This window comes from Herbiconiux sp. VKM Ac-1786 (assembly GCF_015350805.1).
In the GTDB taxonomy this organism is placed as follows: domain Bacteria; phylum Actinomycetota; class Actinomycetes; order Actinomycetales; family Microbacteriaceae; genus Herbiconiux.
The window spans coordinates 61684-78673 of the sequence record NZ_JADKSG010000001.1; the positions used below are offsets into that span (position 1 = coordinate 61684).

At 72.1% G+C, this 16990-nt stretch carries 13 protein-coding genes; 2 read left to right on the plus strand and 11 right to left on the minus strand.

Annotation, left to right across the window (positions count from 1 at the left end; all coding sequences use genetic code 11):
• Window positions 1–32: 32 nt before the first annotated feature.
• From ITJ64_RS00310 to leuS, 3 genes are all read right to left on the minus strand, one after another.
• Entirely contained in the window at window positions 33–2192 is a 2160-nt protein-coding gene (locus tag ITJ64_RS00310) for a ComEC/Rec2 family competence protein (RefSeq protein ID WP_194678802.1), read from the minus strand.
• A 351-nt stretch (window positions 2193–2543) separates the two neighbouring features.
• Window positions 2544–3314: a ComEA family DNA-binding protein gene (locus tag ITJ64_RS00315; RefSeq protein WP_194678803.1), complete on the minus strand. Its 771-nt coding sequence runs from the start codon at window positions 3312–3314 to the stop codon at window positions 2544–2546.
• A gap of 63 nt (window positions 3315–3377) precedes the next feature.
• Window positions 3378–5990: a leucine--tRNA ligase gene (gene leuS, locus ITJ64_RS00320; RefSeq protein ID WP_194678804.1), complete on the minus strand. Its 2613-nt coding sequence runs from the start codon at window positions 5988–5990 to the stop codon at window positions 3378–3380.
• Window positions 5991–6199: 209 nt separating this feature from the next.
• On the opposite strand from leuS, the gene ITJ64_RS00325 reads away from it, so the two are divergent.
• Window positions 6200–6979 carry an aminotransferase class IV gene (locus ITJ64_RS00325; RefSeq protein WP_370544972.1) on the plus strand — a complete coding sequence of 260 codons (780 nt, stop codon included), beginning with the start codon at window positions 6200–6202 and terminating at the stop codon, window positions 6977–6979.
• A gap of 39 nt (window positions 6980–7018) precedes the next feature.
• Here ITJ64_RS00325 and cydC read toward each other — a convergent pair whose 3' ends face one another.
• Genes cydC through ITJ64_RS00345 form a run of 4 tightly spaced genes read right to left on the minus strand, consistent with a single transcriptional unit; the run spans window position 7019 to window position 12916 of the window.
• On the minus strand, window positions 7019–8713 hold the full coding sequence (gene cydC, locus ITJ64_RS00330) for a thiol reductant ABC exporter subunit CydC (protein WP_194678806.1): 1695 nt from the start codon (window positions 8711–8713) through the stop codon (window positions 7019–7021).
• Window positions 8710–10473 (minus strand): thiol reductant ABC exporter subunit CydD, encoded by a 1764-nt coding sequence (cydD, locus tag ITJ64_RS00335; RefSeq protein WP_194678807.1) that lies wholly within the window; start codon window positions 10471–10473, stop codon window positions 8710–8712. Before cydD ends, cydC begins: the two co-directional genes overlap by 4 nt.
• A 4-nt stretch (window positions 10474–10477) precedes the next feature.
• Window positions 10478–11485: a cytochrome d ubiquinol oxidase subunit II gene (cydB, locus tag ITJ64_RS00340; protein ID WP_194678808.1), complete on the minus strand. Its 1008-nt coding sequence runs from the start codon at window positions 11483–11485 to the stop codon at window positions 10478–10480.
• Between the two features lie 18 nt (window positions 11486–11503).
• Window positions 11504–12916, minus strand: a complete 1413-nt coding sequence (locus ITJ64_RS00345) for a cytochrome ubiquinol oxidase subunit I (protein WP_194678809.1) — start codon at window positions 12914–12916, stop codon at window positions 11504–11506.
• Window positions 12917–13070: 154 nt separating this feature from the next.
• Between ITJ64_RS00345 and ITJ64_RS00350 the strand changes: the two genes are divergently transcribed.
• Window positions 13071–13751, plus strand: coding sequence for a DedA family protein (locus tag ITJ64_RS00350; RefSeq protein WP_194678810.1), 681 nt, complete (start codon window positions 13071–13073; stop codon window positions 13749–13751).
• Window positions 13752–13770: 19 nt separating this feature from the next.
• Here ITJ64_RS00350 and ITJ64_RS00355 read toward each other — a convergent pair whose 3' ends face one another.
• From ITJ64_RS00355 to ITJ64_RS00370, 4 genes are read right to left on the minus strand one after another with little or no spacing between them, the layout of a single operon-like run.
• Window positions 13771–14706 carry an ABC transporter substrate-binding protein gene (locus ITJ64_RS00355; RefSeq protein WP_194678811.1) on the minus strand — a complete coding sequence of 312 codons (936 nt, stop codon included), beginning with the start codon at window positions 14704–14706 and terminating at the stop codon, window positions 13771–13773.
• 4 nt (window positions 14707–14710) lie between these two features.
• Complete coding sequence (locus ITJ64_RS00360) at window positions 14711–15448, minus strand: ABC transporter permease (protein ID WP_370544973.1); 738 nt, start codon at window positions 15446–15448, stop codon at window positions 14711–14713.
• Window positions 15445–16137 carry an ABC transporter permease gene (locus ITJ64_RS00365; protein WP_194678812.1) on the minus strand — a complete coding sequence of 231 codons (693 nt, stop codon included), beginning with the start codon at window positions 16135–16137 and terminating at the stop codon, window positions 15445–15447. The genes ITJ64_RS00360 and ITJ64_RS00365 overlap by 4 nt, the downstream gene beginning before the upstream one ends.
• On the minus strand, window positions 16134–16946 hold the full coding sequence (locus ITJ64_RS00370) for an ABC transporter ATP-binding protein (protein ID WP_194678813.1): 813 nt from the start codon (window positions 16944–16946) through the stop codon (window positions 16134–16136). Before ITJ64_RS00370 ends, ITJ64_RS00365 begins: the two co-directional genes overlap by 4 nt.
• Between the last annotated feature and the right edge of the window lie 44 nt (window positions 16947–16990).

The following is a 16990-nucleotide window of genomic DNA, read 5'->3' on the forward strand; positions in this document are numbered from 1 at the left end:
GCCCCGGCGCCGCGACACCCCGGCTCGGCAGGTCAGGGCGGGGCGGGATGCTCGGTCCAGATGCGGAGGGACGCGGGGGTGCCGGAGATCAGGGTGAGGCCGCCGAGGTCGGTGCGGAGGGGGCGGGTGCCCGTGCGGCCGAGGAGGCCGAGGAGCCGGTCGGTGGGGTGGCCGTAGGTGTTGTCGGCTCCGACCGAGATGACGCCGAGGGTCGCGTCGGCCTCGGCGTAGAGCTCCGGGCTCTGGTCGGCGCTGCCGTGGTGGGCGACCTTGACGACGTCGAGCGGGCCGAGGGCGGCGCCGGCGTCGACCCCGCGCTGGGCGGACTCTCCGAGGTCGCCGAGGAAGAGCATCCGGAGCGTGCCCGTGACGAGGAGGGTGACGCTGGCGTCGTTGCCGCGGAGGGGCGTGCCGGGGCGCGGCCAGAGCACCTCCCAGCGGTCGTCGCCCAGGGCGCCCGTGAGGCCGCGGCGGGCCGGGACGACGTCGGCTCCGGCGTCGTGGAGGCGGGCGAGCATCCGCTCGTCGTGGGGGCCGTCGGGCGGGCCGACGAGGGCGCGGTCGACGCGGCCGAGGACGGCGTCGAGGCCGCCGACGTGATCGAGGTCGTAATGCGTCAGCACGAGCAGGTCGAGGCGGTGGATGCCGAGGCGGTCGAGGCAGGCGGTGAGCGGCTCGGGGTCGGGGCCGACGTCGACGAGCGCCGTCTGGCCGCGGCTGCGGACGAGCACGGCGTCGCCCTGGCCGATGTCGCAGGCGGCGAGGTGCCAGTCGGGCGGCATCGAGGTGAGGCGCGCGAGCTGTCCGCCGGCGAGTGACCCGGTGGCCACCACGAGGCCCAGCGTGACGACGAGGCCCGCCGACCGCGCCAGGCGGGGCCGCCGGGGTGCCACCAGGGCGGCCGTGCCGATGAGCAGCACGGCGAGCACCGCCCCGGCGGCGGCCAGGGCGCCGTCGGGCACGGGGACGGCGGCGAACGGGGCGCGGGCGAAGAAGCGGGCGACGGCGGCGATCCAGGCGGAGGGCAGCCACGGCAGCCAGGCCAGCACCGCCGCGAGGCCCGGGGCGACCACCGCGACGAGGCAGACCACCAGGCCGAGCACGCTGACCAGGGCGGCGGCCGGCTCGGCCAGCAGATTGGCCGGCAGCGTGTACGGGGTCAGCTGCGGGGCGAGCAGGAAGAGCACCGGCTGACAGGCGAGCTGCGCTGCAGCCGGCACGGCCAGGGCGAGGGCCAGCGGCCGGGGCATCACGCGAGTGGCGAGGGCCGCCAGCGGGCGGGTCAGCACGAGGAGACCGCCCGTGGCGAGCACGGAGAGGGCGAAGCCGGCGCTGCGCCCGAGGGAGGGGTCGAGGGCGAGCAGCACGACCACCGAGAGCGCGAGCGGCGGGATGCCCGCCGCCGGACGCCCCGCCGCCAGTGCGGCGAGCACGATCACGGCCATCGTGGCGGCGCGCAGCACGCTCGGCTCGGGCGTCACGAGCACGACGAAGAGCGCGAGCACGCCGATCGACACGGCGATGCGGAGTCGCCGACCGAGCCCGGCGGCTCCCCCGACGAGCATCACGGCGGTGACGACGATGGCGCAGTTCGCGCCCGACACGGCGGTGAGGTGGGTCAGACCCGAGACCGTCATGTCGTCGACGAGGTCGTCGGTGACGCGGCTGTCGTCGCCGATCGCCAGCCCGGTGAGCAGCTGGGCGCCGTCGCCGGGCAGCGCGGCCGTGGCGCTGCGGAACGCGGTGCGCACCGTGGCCGCCCAGGCGAGCGTCGGCGGCGGGGGCTCGAGCACCTCGGGCGGCGCGCGGCCGAACACGAGGTAGTCGTGCGACTCACCCCTCGGCTGGGGTGCGAGCGAGCCCTCGACGCGGATGCTCGTGCCGATCGTCAGCTCGGCGGCATCGTCGACCGTGGCGAACACGAGCGCGGGAGCCCGGGCGGCGGTGCTCCGCCCTCCCGCACTGAACCCCCGCAGCTCGGCGTCGAACCGCATCCGCTCGCCGTCCGCTCCGTCTCCGTCGCCGGTGCCGAAGAAGCCCGACTGCGCCACCCGCGGCGCGCCGGTCACGATCAGCACGGCACTCCCCTGCCGCGGATGCCCGGCATCCAGCTCCCCGGGCCGCCGCAGCCCATCCCCGGCGGCCACCGCCGTCGCCACGAGCGCCACCGCAGCGACCGCGAGCGCGGCCACCGGAACCACAACGCGAAGCCCGCGACGTCCTGCCCGGGACGGGTGGTGTGGGTGCCGGCTGCTTCTCATCACGAGGGCAAGGGTGGAACCGGCGGCGACAAGCCACGCCACCGCGGCCGCCACGGCTGCGACCCGGCCTTCGCAGGGACCGAGCATCCACGCCGTCAGCCACGATGCTGCCGCGGCGGGTGCGAGACGCAGGTCGAGGTTACCGGTCATCGGGTTGCCGAGGGTTCGTCGCGCACGCTGGGCGGCCGTCGGCGCCGTGGAAAGGTCGGCGGGCGTGAGGCGTGCGCGAAGGCCCGGCGACCGCCGGGGAGACGGCCGGCCGGGCGGTGGGGGCGGCGGACATCAGAGGGTGAGGAGCGGTCGGAGGGACTCGAGGGTCTTGTCGCCGATGCCCGGGATCTGGAGGAGGTCGTCGATCGAGGCGAAGGGGCCGTTGGCGTCGCGGTAGGCGACGATGCGGGTGGCCATCGCCGGGCCGATGCGGGGCAGGGTGTCGAGGTCGATCTCGGTGGCGGTGTTGAGATCGACGAGGGTGGGCGCCCCACCCGGGGCGGCGGCACCCGAGCCCGCACCGGAGCCCGCACTCGAGTCGGCAGCTCCCGGGGCCGCGGCGACCGGCGCACCCGGCAGCGGCGCGGGCGGGGTCTCCCCCACGGCGAGCACCCGCAGCTGCTCCCCGTCGACGAGCGGGCGCGCGAGGTTGACCGAGGCGCTGTCGGCGGTCGGCGCGAACCCGCCCGCGGCGGCCACGGCGTCGACGACCCGCGAGCCGGCGGCGAGTTGGTACACGCCCGGCGCACCGACGGCGCCCAGCACGTGGACGAGCAGGGGCGGCGCCGCCGGAGCAGCCGGATCGGTGAGCGACGAGGTGGGTGGGACACCCGGCGAGGCCGGAGCAGCGGAGGATGGAGCAGCGGAGGCGGCGGGAGAACCGCCGGCACGAGCATCCGGAATCACCGTCGTCGCGCCCACCGGAGTGAGCGCCGTCACGAGCACCGACGCCACCAGCGCCGCCACCACCAGGACGACAGCCGCCCCCACGCCCACCCGCACCCGAAATGACGGAGAGGACGGGGAGGACGACGAAGGGGGCGGCGCCGCAGGCAGTGACATGCCGTCACCCTACGAACGCCGCCCCCACCCCGAGACGCGGAAGAAGAACCTGTGGAGAACTCCCTACGAGGAAGGCTTGGTGACGAAGTTCACCAGCCGCGGCGCCCGCACGACGACGGTCACGACCGTGCGGTCGCCGATCGCCCGCTGCACCGAGGGCAGCGCCCGCGCCGACTCCTCGAGCGCGGCGCCCTCGACCTTGGGCGAGACCTCGAGCCGGTCGCGCACCTTGCCGTCGACCTGCACGACCGCGGTCACGAGGTCCTGGGTGAGCAGCGACGGGTCGGCCTTGCGCCAGCCGTAGTTGGCGACGGAGGCCTCGTAGCCGAGGCGCGACCACATGTCCTCGGCCGTGTAGGGCGCGAACAGCGACAGCCCGAGGGCGATCGTCTCGACGGCCTCGCGCACGGCGGGGTCACCACCGCCCGGGCCCGAGTCGATGGCCTTGCGGGCCGCGTTGACGAGCTCCATCAGGCGCGCGACGACGACGTTGAACTTGAACGCCTCGATCAGGCCCGGCGCCTCGGCGAGGAAGCGGTGGGTCTGGCGCCGCAGCGCGCGGTCGCCCTCGCGCCAGTTCACCGAAGGCGGAGAAGTCACGGAAAGCACGAGCCGCCACGCCCGCGCCAGGAACTTCGCCGACCCGGCCGGCGACACGTCGGCCCAGTCGATGTCGTCCTCCGGAGGCCCGGCGAAGGCCATCGTGAGGCGCACCGCGTCGACACCGTGCTCGTCGAGCTGGTCGGACAGCCGCACCAGGTTGCCCTTCGACTTCGACATCGCCGAGCCGTCCATCAGCACCATGCCCTGGTTCAGCAGCGCGCTGAAGGGCTCGGTGAACGAGACGTAGCCGAGGTCGAACAGCACCTTCGTGATGAAGCGCGCATAGAGCAGGTGCAGGATCGCGTGCGTCACGCCGCCGACGTACTGGTCGACCGGCGCCCACTTGTCGACCTCGCGCGGATCGAAGGCCTGCGTGGAGTCGTTCGGCGACAGGAAGCGCAGGAAGTACCACGAGCTGTCGACGAAGGTGTCCATCGTGTCGGGGTCGCGGCGCGCGGGCGAGCCGTCGACGGGGTTGGGCACGTTGACCCAGTCGTCGGCGGCTCCGAGCGGCGACGAGCCCTTGGGGGTCAGGTTGAGCCCCTCGGTCGGCGGCAGCTCGACCGGCAGCTGGTCCTCGGGCACCGGGTACTCGGTGCCATCCGCTCCGTGGATGATCGGGATCGGCGTGCCCCAGTACCGCTGCCGCGAGATCAGCCAGTCGCGCAACCGGTAGTTCTTGGCCGGCCGCCCGGTGCCCGCCGCCTCGAGGATCTCGATGATCTTGCGGATGGCGTTCGACTTCGACAGCCCGTCCAGCGGCCCCGAGTTGATCAGGCGCCCCTCGCCGGCCAGCGCGATGCCGGTGGTGCCGGGGTTCAGGTCCTCCAGCTCGGGCAAGTCATCGGGGTCGAGCACGGGGATGACGCCGGTCACCGGCGCCAGCGTGTCGACGACCACCCGCACGGGCAGCCCGAAGGCGCGCGCGAAGTCGAGGTCGCGCTGGTCGTGCGCGGGCACGGCCATCACGGCGCCGTGGCCGTAGTCGGCCAGCACGTAGTCGGCCGCCCAGATCGGCAGGCGCTCGCCGTTGACCGGGTTGATCGCGTAGCGCTCGAGGAAGATGCCGGTCTTCGGCCGGTCGGTCGCCTGACGCTCGGTCTCCGACGACTTCTGCACCTCGGCCAGGTACGACGCGAAGCGGTCGCGAACCTCGGCGGAGGGCGACCCCGCGGCCAGCTCGATCGCCAGGTCGGAGTCGGGTGCGACCACCATGAACGTCGCCCCGTACAGCGTGTCGGGCCGCGTCGTGAACACGGTGACGGGCTCCGAACGCCCCTCGACCGCGAAGTCGACGTCGGCGCCGATCGAGCGGCCGATCCAGTTGCGCTGCATCGCGATCACCTTGGCGGGCCAGGTGCCCTCGAGCTGCTTCAGGTCGTCCAGCAGCCGGTCGGCGTAGTCGGTGATGCGGAAGTACCACTGCGTCAGCTTCTTCTTCACCACGACGGCGCCCGAGCGCTCGGACGTGCCGTCGGGCAGCACCTGCTCGTTTGCGAGCACGGTCTGGTCCACCGGGTCCCAGTTGACCCAGCTGGCCTTGCGGTACGCCAGGCCCTTCTCGTACATCTTCAGGAACAGCCACTGGTTCCACTTGTAGTACTCGGGGTCGCTCGTGTGCAGCACGCGGTCCCAGTCGAACGAGCCGGCGTACTTCTTGAAGCTCGAGTGCTGCTGCTCGATGTTGTCGTAGGTCCACTGGCGCGGGTCGAGGCCGCGCTTGATGGCGGCGTTCTCGGCGGGCAGGCCGAACGAGTCCCAGCCGATCGGGTGCAGCACGTTGAAGCCCTGCTGGCGCCAGTAGCGCGCCACGACGTCACCGAGCGCGTAGGCCTCGGCGTGCCCCATGTGCAGGTCGCCCGAGGGGTACGGGAACATGTCGAGCACGTACTTGCGCGGGCGCTTGTCGCCCTCGATGTCGGTGCGGAAGGGCTTCTGCTCCTCCCAGACCGGCAGCCACCTGTCCTGCAGGGCGCGGAAGTCGTAGCGCTCGGCGCCGTCGCGCTCGTCGTCGGGCTGACCGTGGTCGCCCGACCGTCCGTCGGGGGCAGAGGTGTTCACGATGACTCTCATTCGTTGCTGGCGCGGCACACCACCGGGGTCGGCAGCTGGTACCAGAGGGTGGGTCGCTGGGGAGGCGCGCAGGGCGCACCAGTGAACAACAGTAGCGAATGCGGCCGTGTTCCCGCCGGGCGCCCGGTTCGCAGCGGGTGGTTCCGGATGCCCGCCCGCACCGACACCGCTGCACTAGCGTTGAAGGCACCGCCGAGAGGAGCCGCCCCGTGGCCGAAGCCCCCGCCGCCTTCGCCTGGCAGAACGGCGCCCTGGTCGAGACCGGGCTCGCCCCGCACCATGCGCTCGCGGCGGCCGACTCCTGGTACGTCTCCCCCGAGGGCCGGGTGCGGGCGCTCGACACGCACCGGGAGCGGTTCCTCGCGGCGACGGGCGAGCGGATGCACGTTGACGCCGAGACCTTCTGGGGCGCCGCCGTGGGCCGCCTCCGCTCCTACGCCGGAACCGCCCTCTTCCCGCGGGTCGAACTGGCGCAGACGGATTCGGGCCCCCAGCTGCGCCTGCGCGTCCGAGTCGCCCCGCGCCTTCGCACCACGACGGTGCTCGCGACCCACGCCGGGCCCGACCCGCGCACCGTGCCGCGCACGAAGGGCCCCGACCTCGAGGCGCTGCTCGCGTTGCGCGCCGCCGCCCAGGAGGACGGGGCCGACGAGCTGGTGCTGCTCCGCGACGGCCTCGTGGTGGACGGCAGCACGTCGGCGCTGCTGTGGTGGCGCGACGAGACGCTGGTCGCGCCGGCGGGCGACCTCCCTCGGGTGGCGAGCGTGACGGCCCGGAGCATCCGTCTGATCGCCACCGCCACGGGCACCCGGGTCGTGGAGGAGCGGGCCCGCCCGGCGGATCTCGCAGGCTGCGAGGTCTGGTCGGTCAGCGCCCTGCACGGCATCACCGTGGTCGACAGCTGGATCGGCGGCCCGGCCACCTCGGCCCGCCCCTCCCGCGCGGCCACCTGGCGCCGCCGCCTCGCGGCCCTCTCCCGCCCCCTCTGACCCGCCGCGCATCCGCCGACGCGCTCTGCAGGACGTGATCTAGAGGACGGGTCGCGCCGAGTCGACCGGCGGCGACAGCGTGAGAGTGCGGGTCACGAGCGCGGACGGCACGGGCGTGTGCGAGACGAGGAGCACGGCGCGCGACTCGCCGGCCGCCGCCGCGAGCAGGTCGGTGAGCAGCGCGTCGGCCTGCTCGGGGTCGACGTTGGCCGTCGGCTCGTCGAGCACGAGCACCGGGAAGCCTGCGAGCAGCGCCCGGGCGAGCGCCAGGCGCTGCGCCTGCCCGCCCGAGACGAGGGCGCCCCGCTCCCCCACGCGCGCCGTCAGCCCGCCGCGCGCCTGCACCCACGACCCGAGCCCGACGCGGTCGAGCACGGCGAGCAGCTCGTCGTCGGTGGCGGTGTCGCGCGCGAACAGCAGGTTCTGGCGGATGTCGTCGTCGAACAGGTGCGGCCGCTGCTCGCACAGCCCGACGACCCGGCGCACGGCGTCGACGGGGTACTCCCGCGCCTCGTGCCCGTTCAGCCGGTAGCTGCCGCCGTACTCGAGGAAGCGCACGAGCACGTGAGCGAGCGTGGTCTTGCCCGCACCGCTCGCTCCGCGCACGAGCACGCGGTCGCCCGGGACGAGGTCGAGCGACACCGGCGCCAGCGCCGGCGAGGAGGCTCCGGGCCACTTCGCCGTGACCTCGCGCAGGGACAGGCTCGTGAAGACCGCGGGTGCCGGTCGGACCGCAGAAGGCCCGTCGACGGGGATGGACGCCGGCACACCGGACGGCACCACCGACGCGATCCGGTCGGCGCTCGCCCGCACCTGCCGCCACGCCCCCGCGGCCAGCGGGATCATCGCGAACACCTCGAAGGCCGCGAGGGGCACCAGCGCCACCACGGCGAGCGCCGGCCCGTCGAACCCGCCGGAGCCCGAGACGGCCCCTGCCCCGAGCGCCGGCACCCCCACCACGAGCGTCAGCACGGTCGCGAGCCCGGCGAAGAACGTCACGGCAGCCGCGGTCGCCCCGGCCCCCACGGCCCGCCGCCGCGACGCGGCCGTCAGCGCGGCGTCGGCCTCGTCCAGCCGAGCGAGCGCAGCCCGGTCGTCCCCGTACGCGACCAGCACGTCGAGGTTCGTCAGGTAGTCGGCGAGCGCCGCCCGGTGCCGCCCGCGCAGCCCCGCGAGCGAGCGCTCGGCCCGTCCCGAAAGGGCTGCGTTCAGCACGGTGCCGACGAGCAGCGCGGCAATCAGCGACAGCAGCAGCACGAGCCCCGCGGCCGGCAGCAGCAGCCACACCACGACGACCACGGCGGCGGAGGTCAGCCCCGACACCACGAGCGGCTGCACGACCCGCAGCGGCAGGTTCTGCTGCTCGTCGACATCCGACACGAGCCGGCTCAGCAGGTCCCCGCTCCGCGCCGACCCCAGCCCGTCGGGCGCGACCGGCACGAGCCGCTCGTACACGCCCACCCGCAGCGCCGGCATGGTCGCGAACGCCGCGTCGTGCCCCACGAGCCGCTCGAGGTACCGGAACGTCGCCCGCCCCAGAGCGAACGCCCGCACCCCCACCATCGCGGCCGAGAGGAACAGGATCGGCGGCTGCTCGGCCGCCCGCGTGATCAGCCACGCCGACACCCCGAGCAGCCCCACGGCGCAGAGCGCACTGAGCAGCCCGAGCGCCACCCCGGGCGCGAAGCGCAGCAGCGGCGGCTGCGCGAGCCGCAGCACCTCCCGCCGGTTCACGCGGCACCTCCGCGGGCGCCGGCCGGCGCGACGAGCGGATGCGCGGCCACAGCCTGCTCGGCCACAGGACGCGCGGGCACGGGCGCCGCGAACACCAGCCGCTCGTCGGCCGACGCCGTCACCGCGGGCCGATGGCTCACCACGATCACGGCGCGGCCCTCCTCGGCCAGTGCGCGCAGACTGCGGATGAACTCCGCCTCCGTCCCGGCGTCCAGCGCCGACGTCGGCTCGTCGAACACCACGACCGGGCAGTCGAGCGCCCGGGCCCGGTACACGGCCCGCGCGCTCGACACGCGCTGCGCCTGCCCGCCCGACAGCCCGCCGCCGCGCGGGTCGATCCGCTCCGAGAGACGGATGCCCGCCCCTCCCACGAGGTCGAGCGCCGCCCGTGCCCGTGAAGCGTCGGGCGCGTCGTCGCCGAGCGCCACGTTCTCGAGCACGCTGCCCTCCACGAGCGCGGCGCGCTGCCCTGCCCAGGCGAGCCAGGGCCGCGGCGCCGGGTCGTCGGTGACGTCACGGCCGCCGACGAGCATCCGCCCCTCGACCGGCACGAAACCGAGCAAGGCGTTCACGAAGGAGGTCTTGCCGCTGCCGCTCGGCCCGGTGACCGCCATGACCACACCGCGACGGATGCTCGCCTGGAGCCCCGCGAACGCCACCGTCTCCCCGTACCGCACACCGAGCCCCCGCACCTCGAGGCCGGCCGTACCCGGGGCCCCGGCCGAGGAGGCCACAGCAGGGGCGCCGACGGGAGCCGCCGACCGCGCATCCGTCGCCGCCGCACCAGCACCCGCCCCAGCCGAACCCGCCGCCTCGTCGAGGATCTCGAACACCGACGTCGACGCCGCCACCCCGTCGGCCGCCGCATGGAACTGCGCCCCCACGTTGCGCAGCGGCAGGAACGCCTCGGGCGCGAGCAGCAGCACGAACAGCCCCACGCCGAGCCCGAGACTGCCGTCGATCAGCCGCACGCCGATCGAGACCGCCACGAGCGCCACCGACAGGCTCGCGGCGAGCTCGAGCGCGAAGCCGCTGAGGAACGACACCCGCAGCACCTTCATGGTCTGCGAGCGGTACTCCTCGGTGACGGTGCGGATGCGGGCGGCCTGCCGGTGCTGCCGCCCGAAGACCGTCAGCGTCGACAGCCCGCCCACCACGTCGAGGAAGGCCGTGGAGAGCCGGGTCAGCTTCTCGAACTGGCGCTGCTGCACGGTCTGGGTGGCCCAGCCGATCAGGATCATGAAGATCGGGATGAGGGGCAGGGTGAGGGTGACCGTGAGGCCCGAGATCCAGTCCTGCGACCAGATCACGAGCACCACGAGCGGCATCGCGATCGCCGTCAGGATGAGCTGCGGGAGGTACTTCGAGAAGTAGGTGTCGAGGGCGTCCAGCCCCGGCCCGGCGGTGACGCCGACCGCGGTGCTGCTGCGGCCGCCGAGCCAGCCGGGGCCGAGCCGGGTGACGGCGGCGAGCACACGGCGGCGCAGCTCGCTCTTCACCACGGCCGCGCCTCGGGCCGCGTTGTACTCGGCCAGCCAGCCGAGGGCGAAGCGCAGGGCCACGACCGCGGCGAGCGCGCCGATCCACGGGGTCAGCGCCGGCAGCGACGAACCGGCGATCGCGCCGACGACCACCTGCGTGACCAGCCAGGAGAAGGCGATGATCGCCGCGGTCTGCCCGAGCGCCAGCACACCGCCGGCCGCGAAGAACGCCCGGGCCGACGCCGCGTATCGGAGGAGTCGGGGATCGACGGGACGCACGGTACTAGTGTGCCGCCTCGACCGGGATGTGGGCGCGGGTGACCCGCTTGCGGAAGATCCAGTAGGTGAAGCCCTGGTAGGCGAGGATCAGCGGCAGGAAGATCAGCGCCACCCAGCTCATGATCTGCAGCGTGTAGGCCGACGAGGAGGCGTTCTCGATCGTCAGGCTGTTCGCCGCGTCGTTCGACGCCGGCATCACGTCGGGGAAGAGCGAGGCGAATAGGCTGAGCACGGCGAAGCCGATGGTGCCGGCCATCAGCGCGAACGCGGCGCCCTCGCGGCCGCGCAGGTTGGCGAGGAACGAGACGACGAGCGCCACGGCGGCGACGAGCGCGAAGACCGCAGAGAGCAGGCTGCCGTAGGCGAGGGTCGTCCAGACGAGGAAGGTCGCCGCGACGACGATCGTCACCGCCCCCGAGCGGGTGGCGAGCGTGCGCGCGCGGGCCCGGATGTCGCCGTCGGTCTTCAGCGAGACGAACACCACGCCGTGGGTGAAGAAGAGCAGCAGCGTCGTGAGGCCGCCGAGCAGGGCGTAGGGGTTCAGCAGGTCGAAGACGCTGCCCGTGTAGTCGTGGTTCGCATCCAGCGCCACACCCTGCACGATGTTGGCGAAGGCCACGCCCCAGAGGAAGGCGGGCACCGCCGAGCCGACCACGATCATCCGGTCGAAGCGGGCCTTCCAGGCCTTCTCGGGGCGCTGGTGGCGGTACTCGAACGAGACGCCGCGCAGGATCAGGGCGATCAGGATGAGCAGCAGCGGCAGGTAGAAGCCGCTGAACAGCGTGGCGTACCACTCGGGGAAGGCGGCGAACAGGGCGGCGCCGGCGACGATCACCCACGTCTCGTTGAGATCCCAGACGGGGCCGATGGTGTTGATCAGCACGCGCCGGTCGGTGTCGTCCTTGCCGAGGAAGGGCAGCGACATGCCGACGCCGAAGTCGAAGCCGTCGAGCACGAAGTACCCCACGAAGAGGAAGCCGACGATGCAGAACCACAAGATGGTCAGGTCCATGATGTTGTCTCTCCCGGCCTAGTAGACCGTGGCCGTGTGCTGGAGCTCGCCGGTCTCGGGGTCGGGCTCGGGGGCCGCCTCGGGCCCCTTCTGGATGGCCTTCTTGATCAACCGGAACTCCACGACCGCGAGGGTGCCGTAGACCGCGGTGAACGCGATCAGCGAGATCAGCACGTCGAGCCCCGAGATGCCGGGCGAGACGGCGTCGGAGGTCTTCAGCAGGCTGAACACGATCCAGGGCTGGCGGCCCATCTCGGTGAAGATCCAGCCGACGATCATGGCGCCGAGCGAGAGCGGGAAGGCCCAGACGGCGACCCGCCACATCCAGCGCCACTTCGGGTCGCGGCCCTTGCGGGTGAGCCAGAGGCCGGCGACGGCGATCAGCACGTGCAGCAGGCCGAGCGCGATCATCCAGCGGAAGGCCCAGTAGGTGATCCAGACCGTGGGCGTGTAGTCGCCGGGGCCGTACGCCTGCACGTACTGCGCCTGCAGGTCGTTGATGCCCTCGACCGTCCCGTCGAAGGTGTGCGTCGACAGGAACGAGAGCAGGTACGGGATGCGGATCGAGAACAGCTCGCTGGTGCCGTCGGGCGTGCCGAGCGTGAAGATCGAGAAGGATGCCGCCGCCCCCGTCGAGGTGTTGTAGAGCGCCTCGGCGGCCGCCATCTTCATGGGCTGGGTCTCGACCATCGCGAGCCCGAGCTGGTCGCCGGTGAGCACGGTGAGGCCGCCGGCGATCACCATCATCCAGAGCCCGAACTTCAGTGCGGGGCGCATCGTCTCGAGGTGCTGGTTGCGGGAGAGGTGCCAGGCCGCCGCGGCGATGATCAGGCCGGCGGTCACCATGAAGCAGGCGAAGATCGTGTGCGGGAAGGCGGCGAGGGCGACCTTGTTGGTCAGCAGCGCCCAGATGTCCGTCAGCTCGGCGCGGCCCTTGACCTCGTTGATGCGGAAGCCGACCGGGTTCTGCATGAAGGCGTTCGCCGCGATGATGAAGTACGCCGAGAGCACGCTGCCGAGCGCCGCGATCCAGATGCTGGCGAGGTGGAGCTTCTTCGGCAGCCGGTCCCAGCCGAAGATCCAGAGGCCGATGAAGGTGGCCTCGAGGAAGAAGGCGAGCAGGCCCTCCAGGGCGAGCGGGGCGCCGAAGACGTCGCCGACGAAACGGGAGTAGTCGCTCCAGTTCATGCCGAACTGGAACTCCTGCACGATTCCGGTCACGACGCCCATGGCGAAGTTGATCAGGAAGATCTTGCCGAAGAACCGGGTCAGCTGGAGGTACTTCTCCTTGTCGGTGCGCACCCAGGCGGTCTGGAAGATCGCCACGGTGACCGCGAGCCCGATCGTCAGGGGCACGAAGAGGAAGTGGTAGATCGTCGTGAGGCCGAACTGCCAGCGGGAGAGGATCAGGGGGTCGAGCAGCTCGTTCACGCTGTACTCCTTGCGTGGGAAGTGAGGCCACGCTGCCGTCGCAGTGGATTGCGACACCCTCAGTTTAGCTTGCTTGTATACAAGGTTCCAAACCCATCGGCGATTCCCATGGTCGCTCCGCTAGAGTGTCGGGCATGCGGTGTGGAATACAAGCATGAACGAGGCGCTGTCCTGGGTGCTGGATACGGTCCAGTCGGTAGATCCCCTGGTCAGAACCCTCTTGGCCGGGCTGGCGATCATGCTCGAGACGAGCATCCTGATCGGGCTGGTGGTACCCGGCGACAGCGTCGTGCTGGTGGCCGCGACCGGCGTCGAAGGGCCACTTGAATACACGTCGCTGGTCATCGTGGTGATCATCGGCGCCCTCACCGGCGAGAGCATCGGCTTCGCCATCGGGCGCTGGTTCGGCCCGAGGCTGCGGGCCTCGAGGCTCGGCCGGCGGCTCGGCGAGAAGAACTGGGTGCGGGCCGAGACCTACCTCGCCCGGCGCGGGGGCATCGCCGTCTTCCTGTCGCGGTTCATCCCCGTGCTGCACTCGCTCATCCCGCTCACGGTGGGCATGAGCCCGATGCGCTACCGCCGCTTCATGGCCTGGACGGTGCCGGCGTGCATCCTCTGGTCGCTCGCCTACGTCTCGGTCGGCAGCGCCGCCGCCGGGGGCTACCGCGAGCTCTCGCGCGAGCTGCACTGGGCCGGCTACCTCTTCGTCGGCGCCATCGCGCTGTTCGTGGTGGCGGTCTTCGTGGTGAAGAAGGTCATCAACCGGCTCGAGCGCCGGCACATGGAGGAGGCCCCGCCCTCGCCCGTCGACGACGGGGAGAGCGGGGCCTCCTGACCTGCAGGGGTGCGGGCTCCTAGAAGAGCGCGACCTTCTCGAGCCAGGTCTTCGCGATGGTGTCGGGCGACTCCTGGTCGTTGACGCTCTGCGAGTTGAGGTCGACGAGGTCGGCGGCCGTCAGTGCGGCGCTGACCTTGTTGATGACCTCGGTCACCTCGGGGGTCGCGGCGTCAGTGTTGATCAGCGGCACCACGTTCGAGGCGAGGAAGAGCCCCTTCGGGTCCTCCAGCGTCACGAGGTCGTTGGTCTTGATGTTCGGGTCGGCCGAGTAGATGTTCACCAGCTGCACGGTGTTGTCCTTCAGCGCCTGGATGGTGAGCGGTCCGCCCGAGTCCTCGATCGGGGTGAACCCGACGGTGACGTCGTAGGTGCTCTTCAGGCCGTCGGGGCCGTACGGGCGGGTCTGCAGCTCGGAGTTGCCGCCGAGGGTCAGCGGCGAGGTGACCTTCGCGAGGTCCTCCAGGCTCGTGACGCCGTTGGCGTCGGAGAACTCCTTGGTGACGTTGTAGGAGTCCTGGTCGGTGGCGGGCGACTGGTCGAGCACCTCGAGGCCCTCGGGGAGGGCACCGGCCAGGGCGGCGTAGACGTCGTCGCTGGTCTTGGCGGTGGTCTCGGGGTCGTAGTACTGCAGCAGGTTCCCGGAGTACTCGGGGAACAGCTGCACCTCGCCGTTCTCGAGCGCGGGCAGGTAGGCGTCGCGCTGGCCGATGTTGAACTGGCGCGTGACCTCGACGCCGTTGGCCTCGAGCGCCTGGGCGTAGATCTCGGCGATGATCTCGTTGGAGTAGTACGCCTGCGAGCCGATGACGATGGCTCCGCCGTCGGTCGAGCCGGCCGCCGACGTGGACGAGGTGTCCAGCGGATCGCTGGACGAGCACCCTGCCAGCGCCACCGCTGCGCTGACCGCGACTAGCCCTGCGACGAGCCGGCCTTTCGTGATTGCTGTGAACATGTGACTATTTCCCTTCTTGGATGGGGGATCCCATCACCGCGCGCGAACGGGATGACCGCGCGCGGACGTTCTGCTGCCCCGTGGCGACGACGCCCCGTGGAACGACCAACTTCTGCAGCAGGGCGAAGATTCCCTCGAGCACCAGCGCCAGTGCGGTGACGAGGATCGACGCGCCGAGCATCATGTCGTAGTTGCGCGTCGCCGCGCCCTGGAAGATGAAGGTGCCGAGGGCGCCGCCGCCGATGTAGCCCGCGAGCGTCGCGGTGGCCACGACCTGCAGCACGCTCGAGCGCACGCCGCCGATCAGCAGCGGCAGCCCGAGCGGCACCTCGACCTTGCCGACCACCTGCAGCTCGGTCATGCCGACCGCCCGCGCGGCGTCGATGGTGCGGCGGTCGACGGCCTCGAAGCCGGCGTAGGCACCGGCCAGCAGCGGGGGGATGGCGAGGATGACCAGGGTGAGCATCGGCGCCTTGAAGCCGATGCCCAGGGCGAAGCCGAACAGGATCAGCACGCCGAGGCTCGGCAGCGCCCGGAGGCCTCCCGAGAAGGCGACCGCGATGTCGCGACCGCGACCCGTGTGGCCCACGGCGTAGCCGAGCGGGATGGCGACGATAGCCGCGATCGCGACCGCGCCGAAGGTGTAGCCGAGCTGCTCCAGCAGTCGGGCGATCCAGCCGGAGGGCCCGTTCATGTTCGCGGGGTCGAGGATCCAGGCGATGCCGCCGAGCACGAGGTTCACGAGACGCCTCCGGCGACGAGGGCGGGCGTGGTGCGGCGGGTGGCCTTCCGGCGCCGGTCGGGCGTGCTCCACGGCAGCAGCAGGCGGCCGATCAGCACGAGCAGCAGGTCGAACACGACGGCGATGACGAGCGTCGCGACGATGCCCGTGACCACCTCGGCCGGGATGTTCCGCTGGAAGCCGTTGGTGAAGAGGTAGCCGAGGCTCTGCACGCCGATGATCACGCCGAGGGTCGCGAGGCTCACCGTGCTCGCCGAGACGACGCGCAGCCCGCTCAGCAGCACCGGACCGCTCAGCGGCAGCTCGACCCGCCAGAAGCGCTGCCAGCCCGAGTAGCCCATGGCCGAGGCGGCCAGCAGGGTGTCGTCATCGACCGAGGCCAGGCCATCGGCCGCGGTGCGCACCATCAGCGCCACGGCGTAGATGGTCAGTGCCACCACCACGTTCACCGGCGAGAGCAGCGGCGTGCCCAGGAAGATCGGCATGAAGATGAACAGCGGGATCGACGGCACCGTGTAGAGCAGCCCCAGCACCACGAGGATGACGCCGCGCGACGGCCGGTACCGGTTCGCCAGCCAGCCGATCGGGATGGAGACCAGGAAGCCGATCAGGATCGGCGGAACGCTGAGGCCGATGTGCGCCAGCACGAGCTCCCAGACGAGATCGAGGTTCGACTCGAGCCACTTCACGGCTGGAGGACCCCCGTCGGGGTGCCGTTCTCGTCGACCACGACGTCACGATCGCCGACGCGCTGGATGTGCAGGGCGCGCTTGCGCTTGTCGGCACCCACGAAGGTGGCGACGAAGTCGTTCGCGGGAGCGGCGAGGATCTCTGCCGGCGTGCCGGACTGGGCGATGTGCCCGCCCTTCTGCAGGATGACGACCTGGTGACCGAGCAGGAACGCCTCGTCGATGTCGTGCGTGACGAACACCACGGTCTTGCCGAGACCCTCCTGCAGGCGGATGGTCTCCTGCTGCAGCTCGGCGCGCACGATCGGGTCGACGGCACCGAAGGGCTCGTCCATCAGCAGGATGTTCGGGTCGGCCGCGAGGCCGCGGGCGACGCCGACGCGCTGCTGCTGACCGCCCGAGAGCTGGCGCGGGTACTTGTCGGCGAGCGAGCGGTCGAGGCCGACGGTGTCGAGCAGCTCGAGGGCGTGCTCGCGGGCCTCGCGCTTCGGGGTGCCGTTCAGGATCGGCACGGTGGCGACGTTGTCGATCACCTTGCGGTGCGGCAGCAGGCCGGAGTTCTGCATCACGTAGCCGATCCGGCGGCGGAGCTTCACGGGCTCGAGGCCGCCGGTGTCCTCGCCGTCGATCAGGATGCTGCCCGAGGTCGGGTCGATCATCCGGTTGATCATGCGGAGCAGCGTGGTCTTGCCGCAGCCCGACGACCCCACGAGGACGGTCGTCTTGCGCGGGGGGACGACCAGGTCGAAGGAGTCGACGGCGAGGGTGCCGTCGGGGAATCGCTTGGTCACCGACCGGAACTCGATCATCACTCAGCCCAATCGTCGGGGGCCCGCAGCGCGGACCGCCGCTT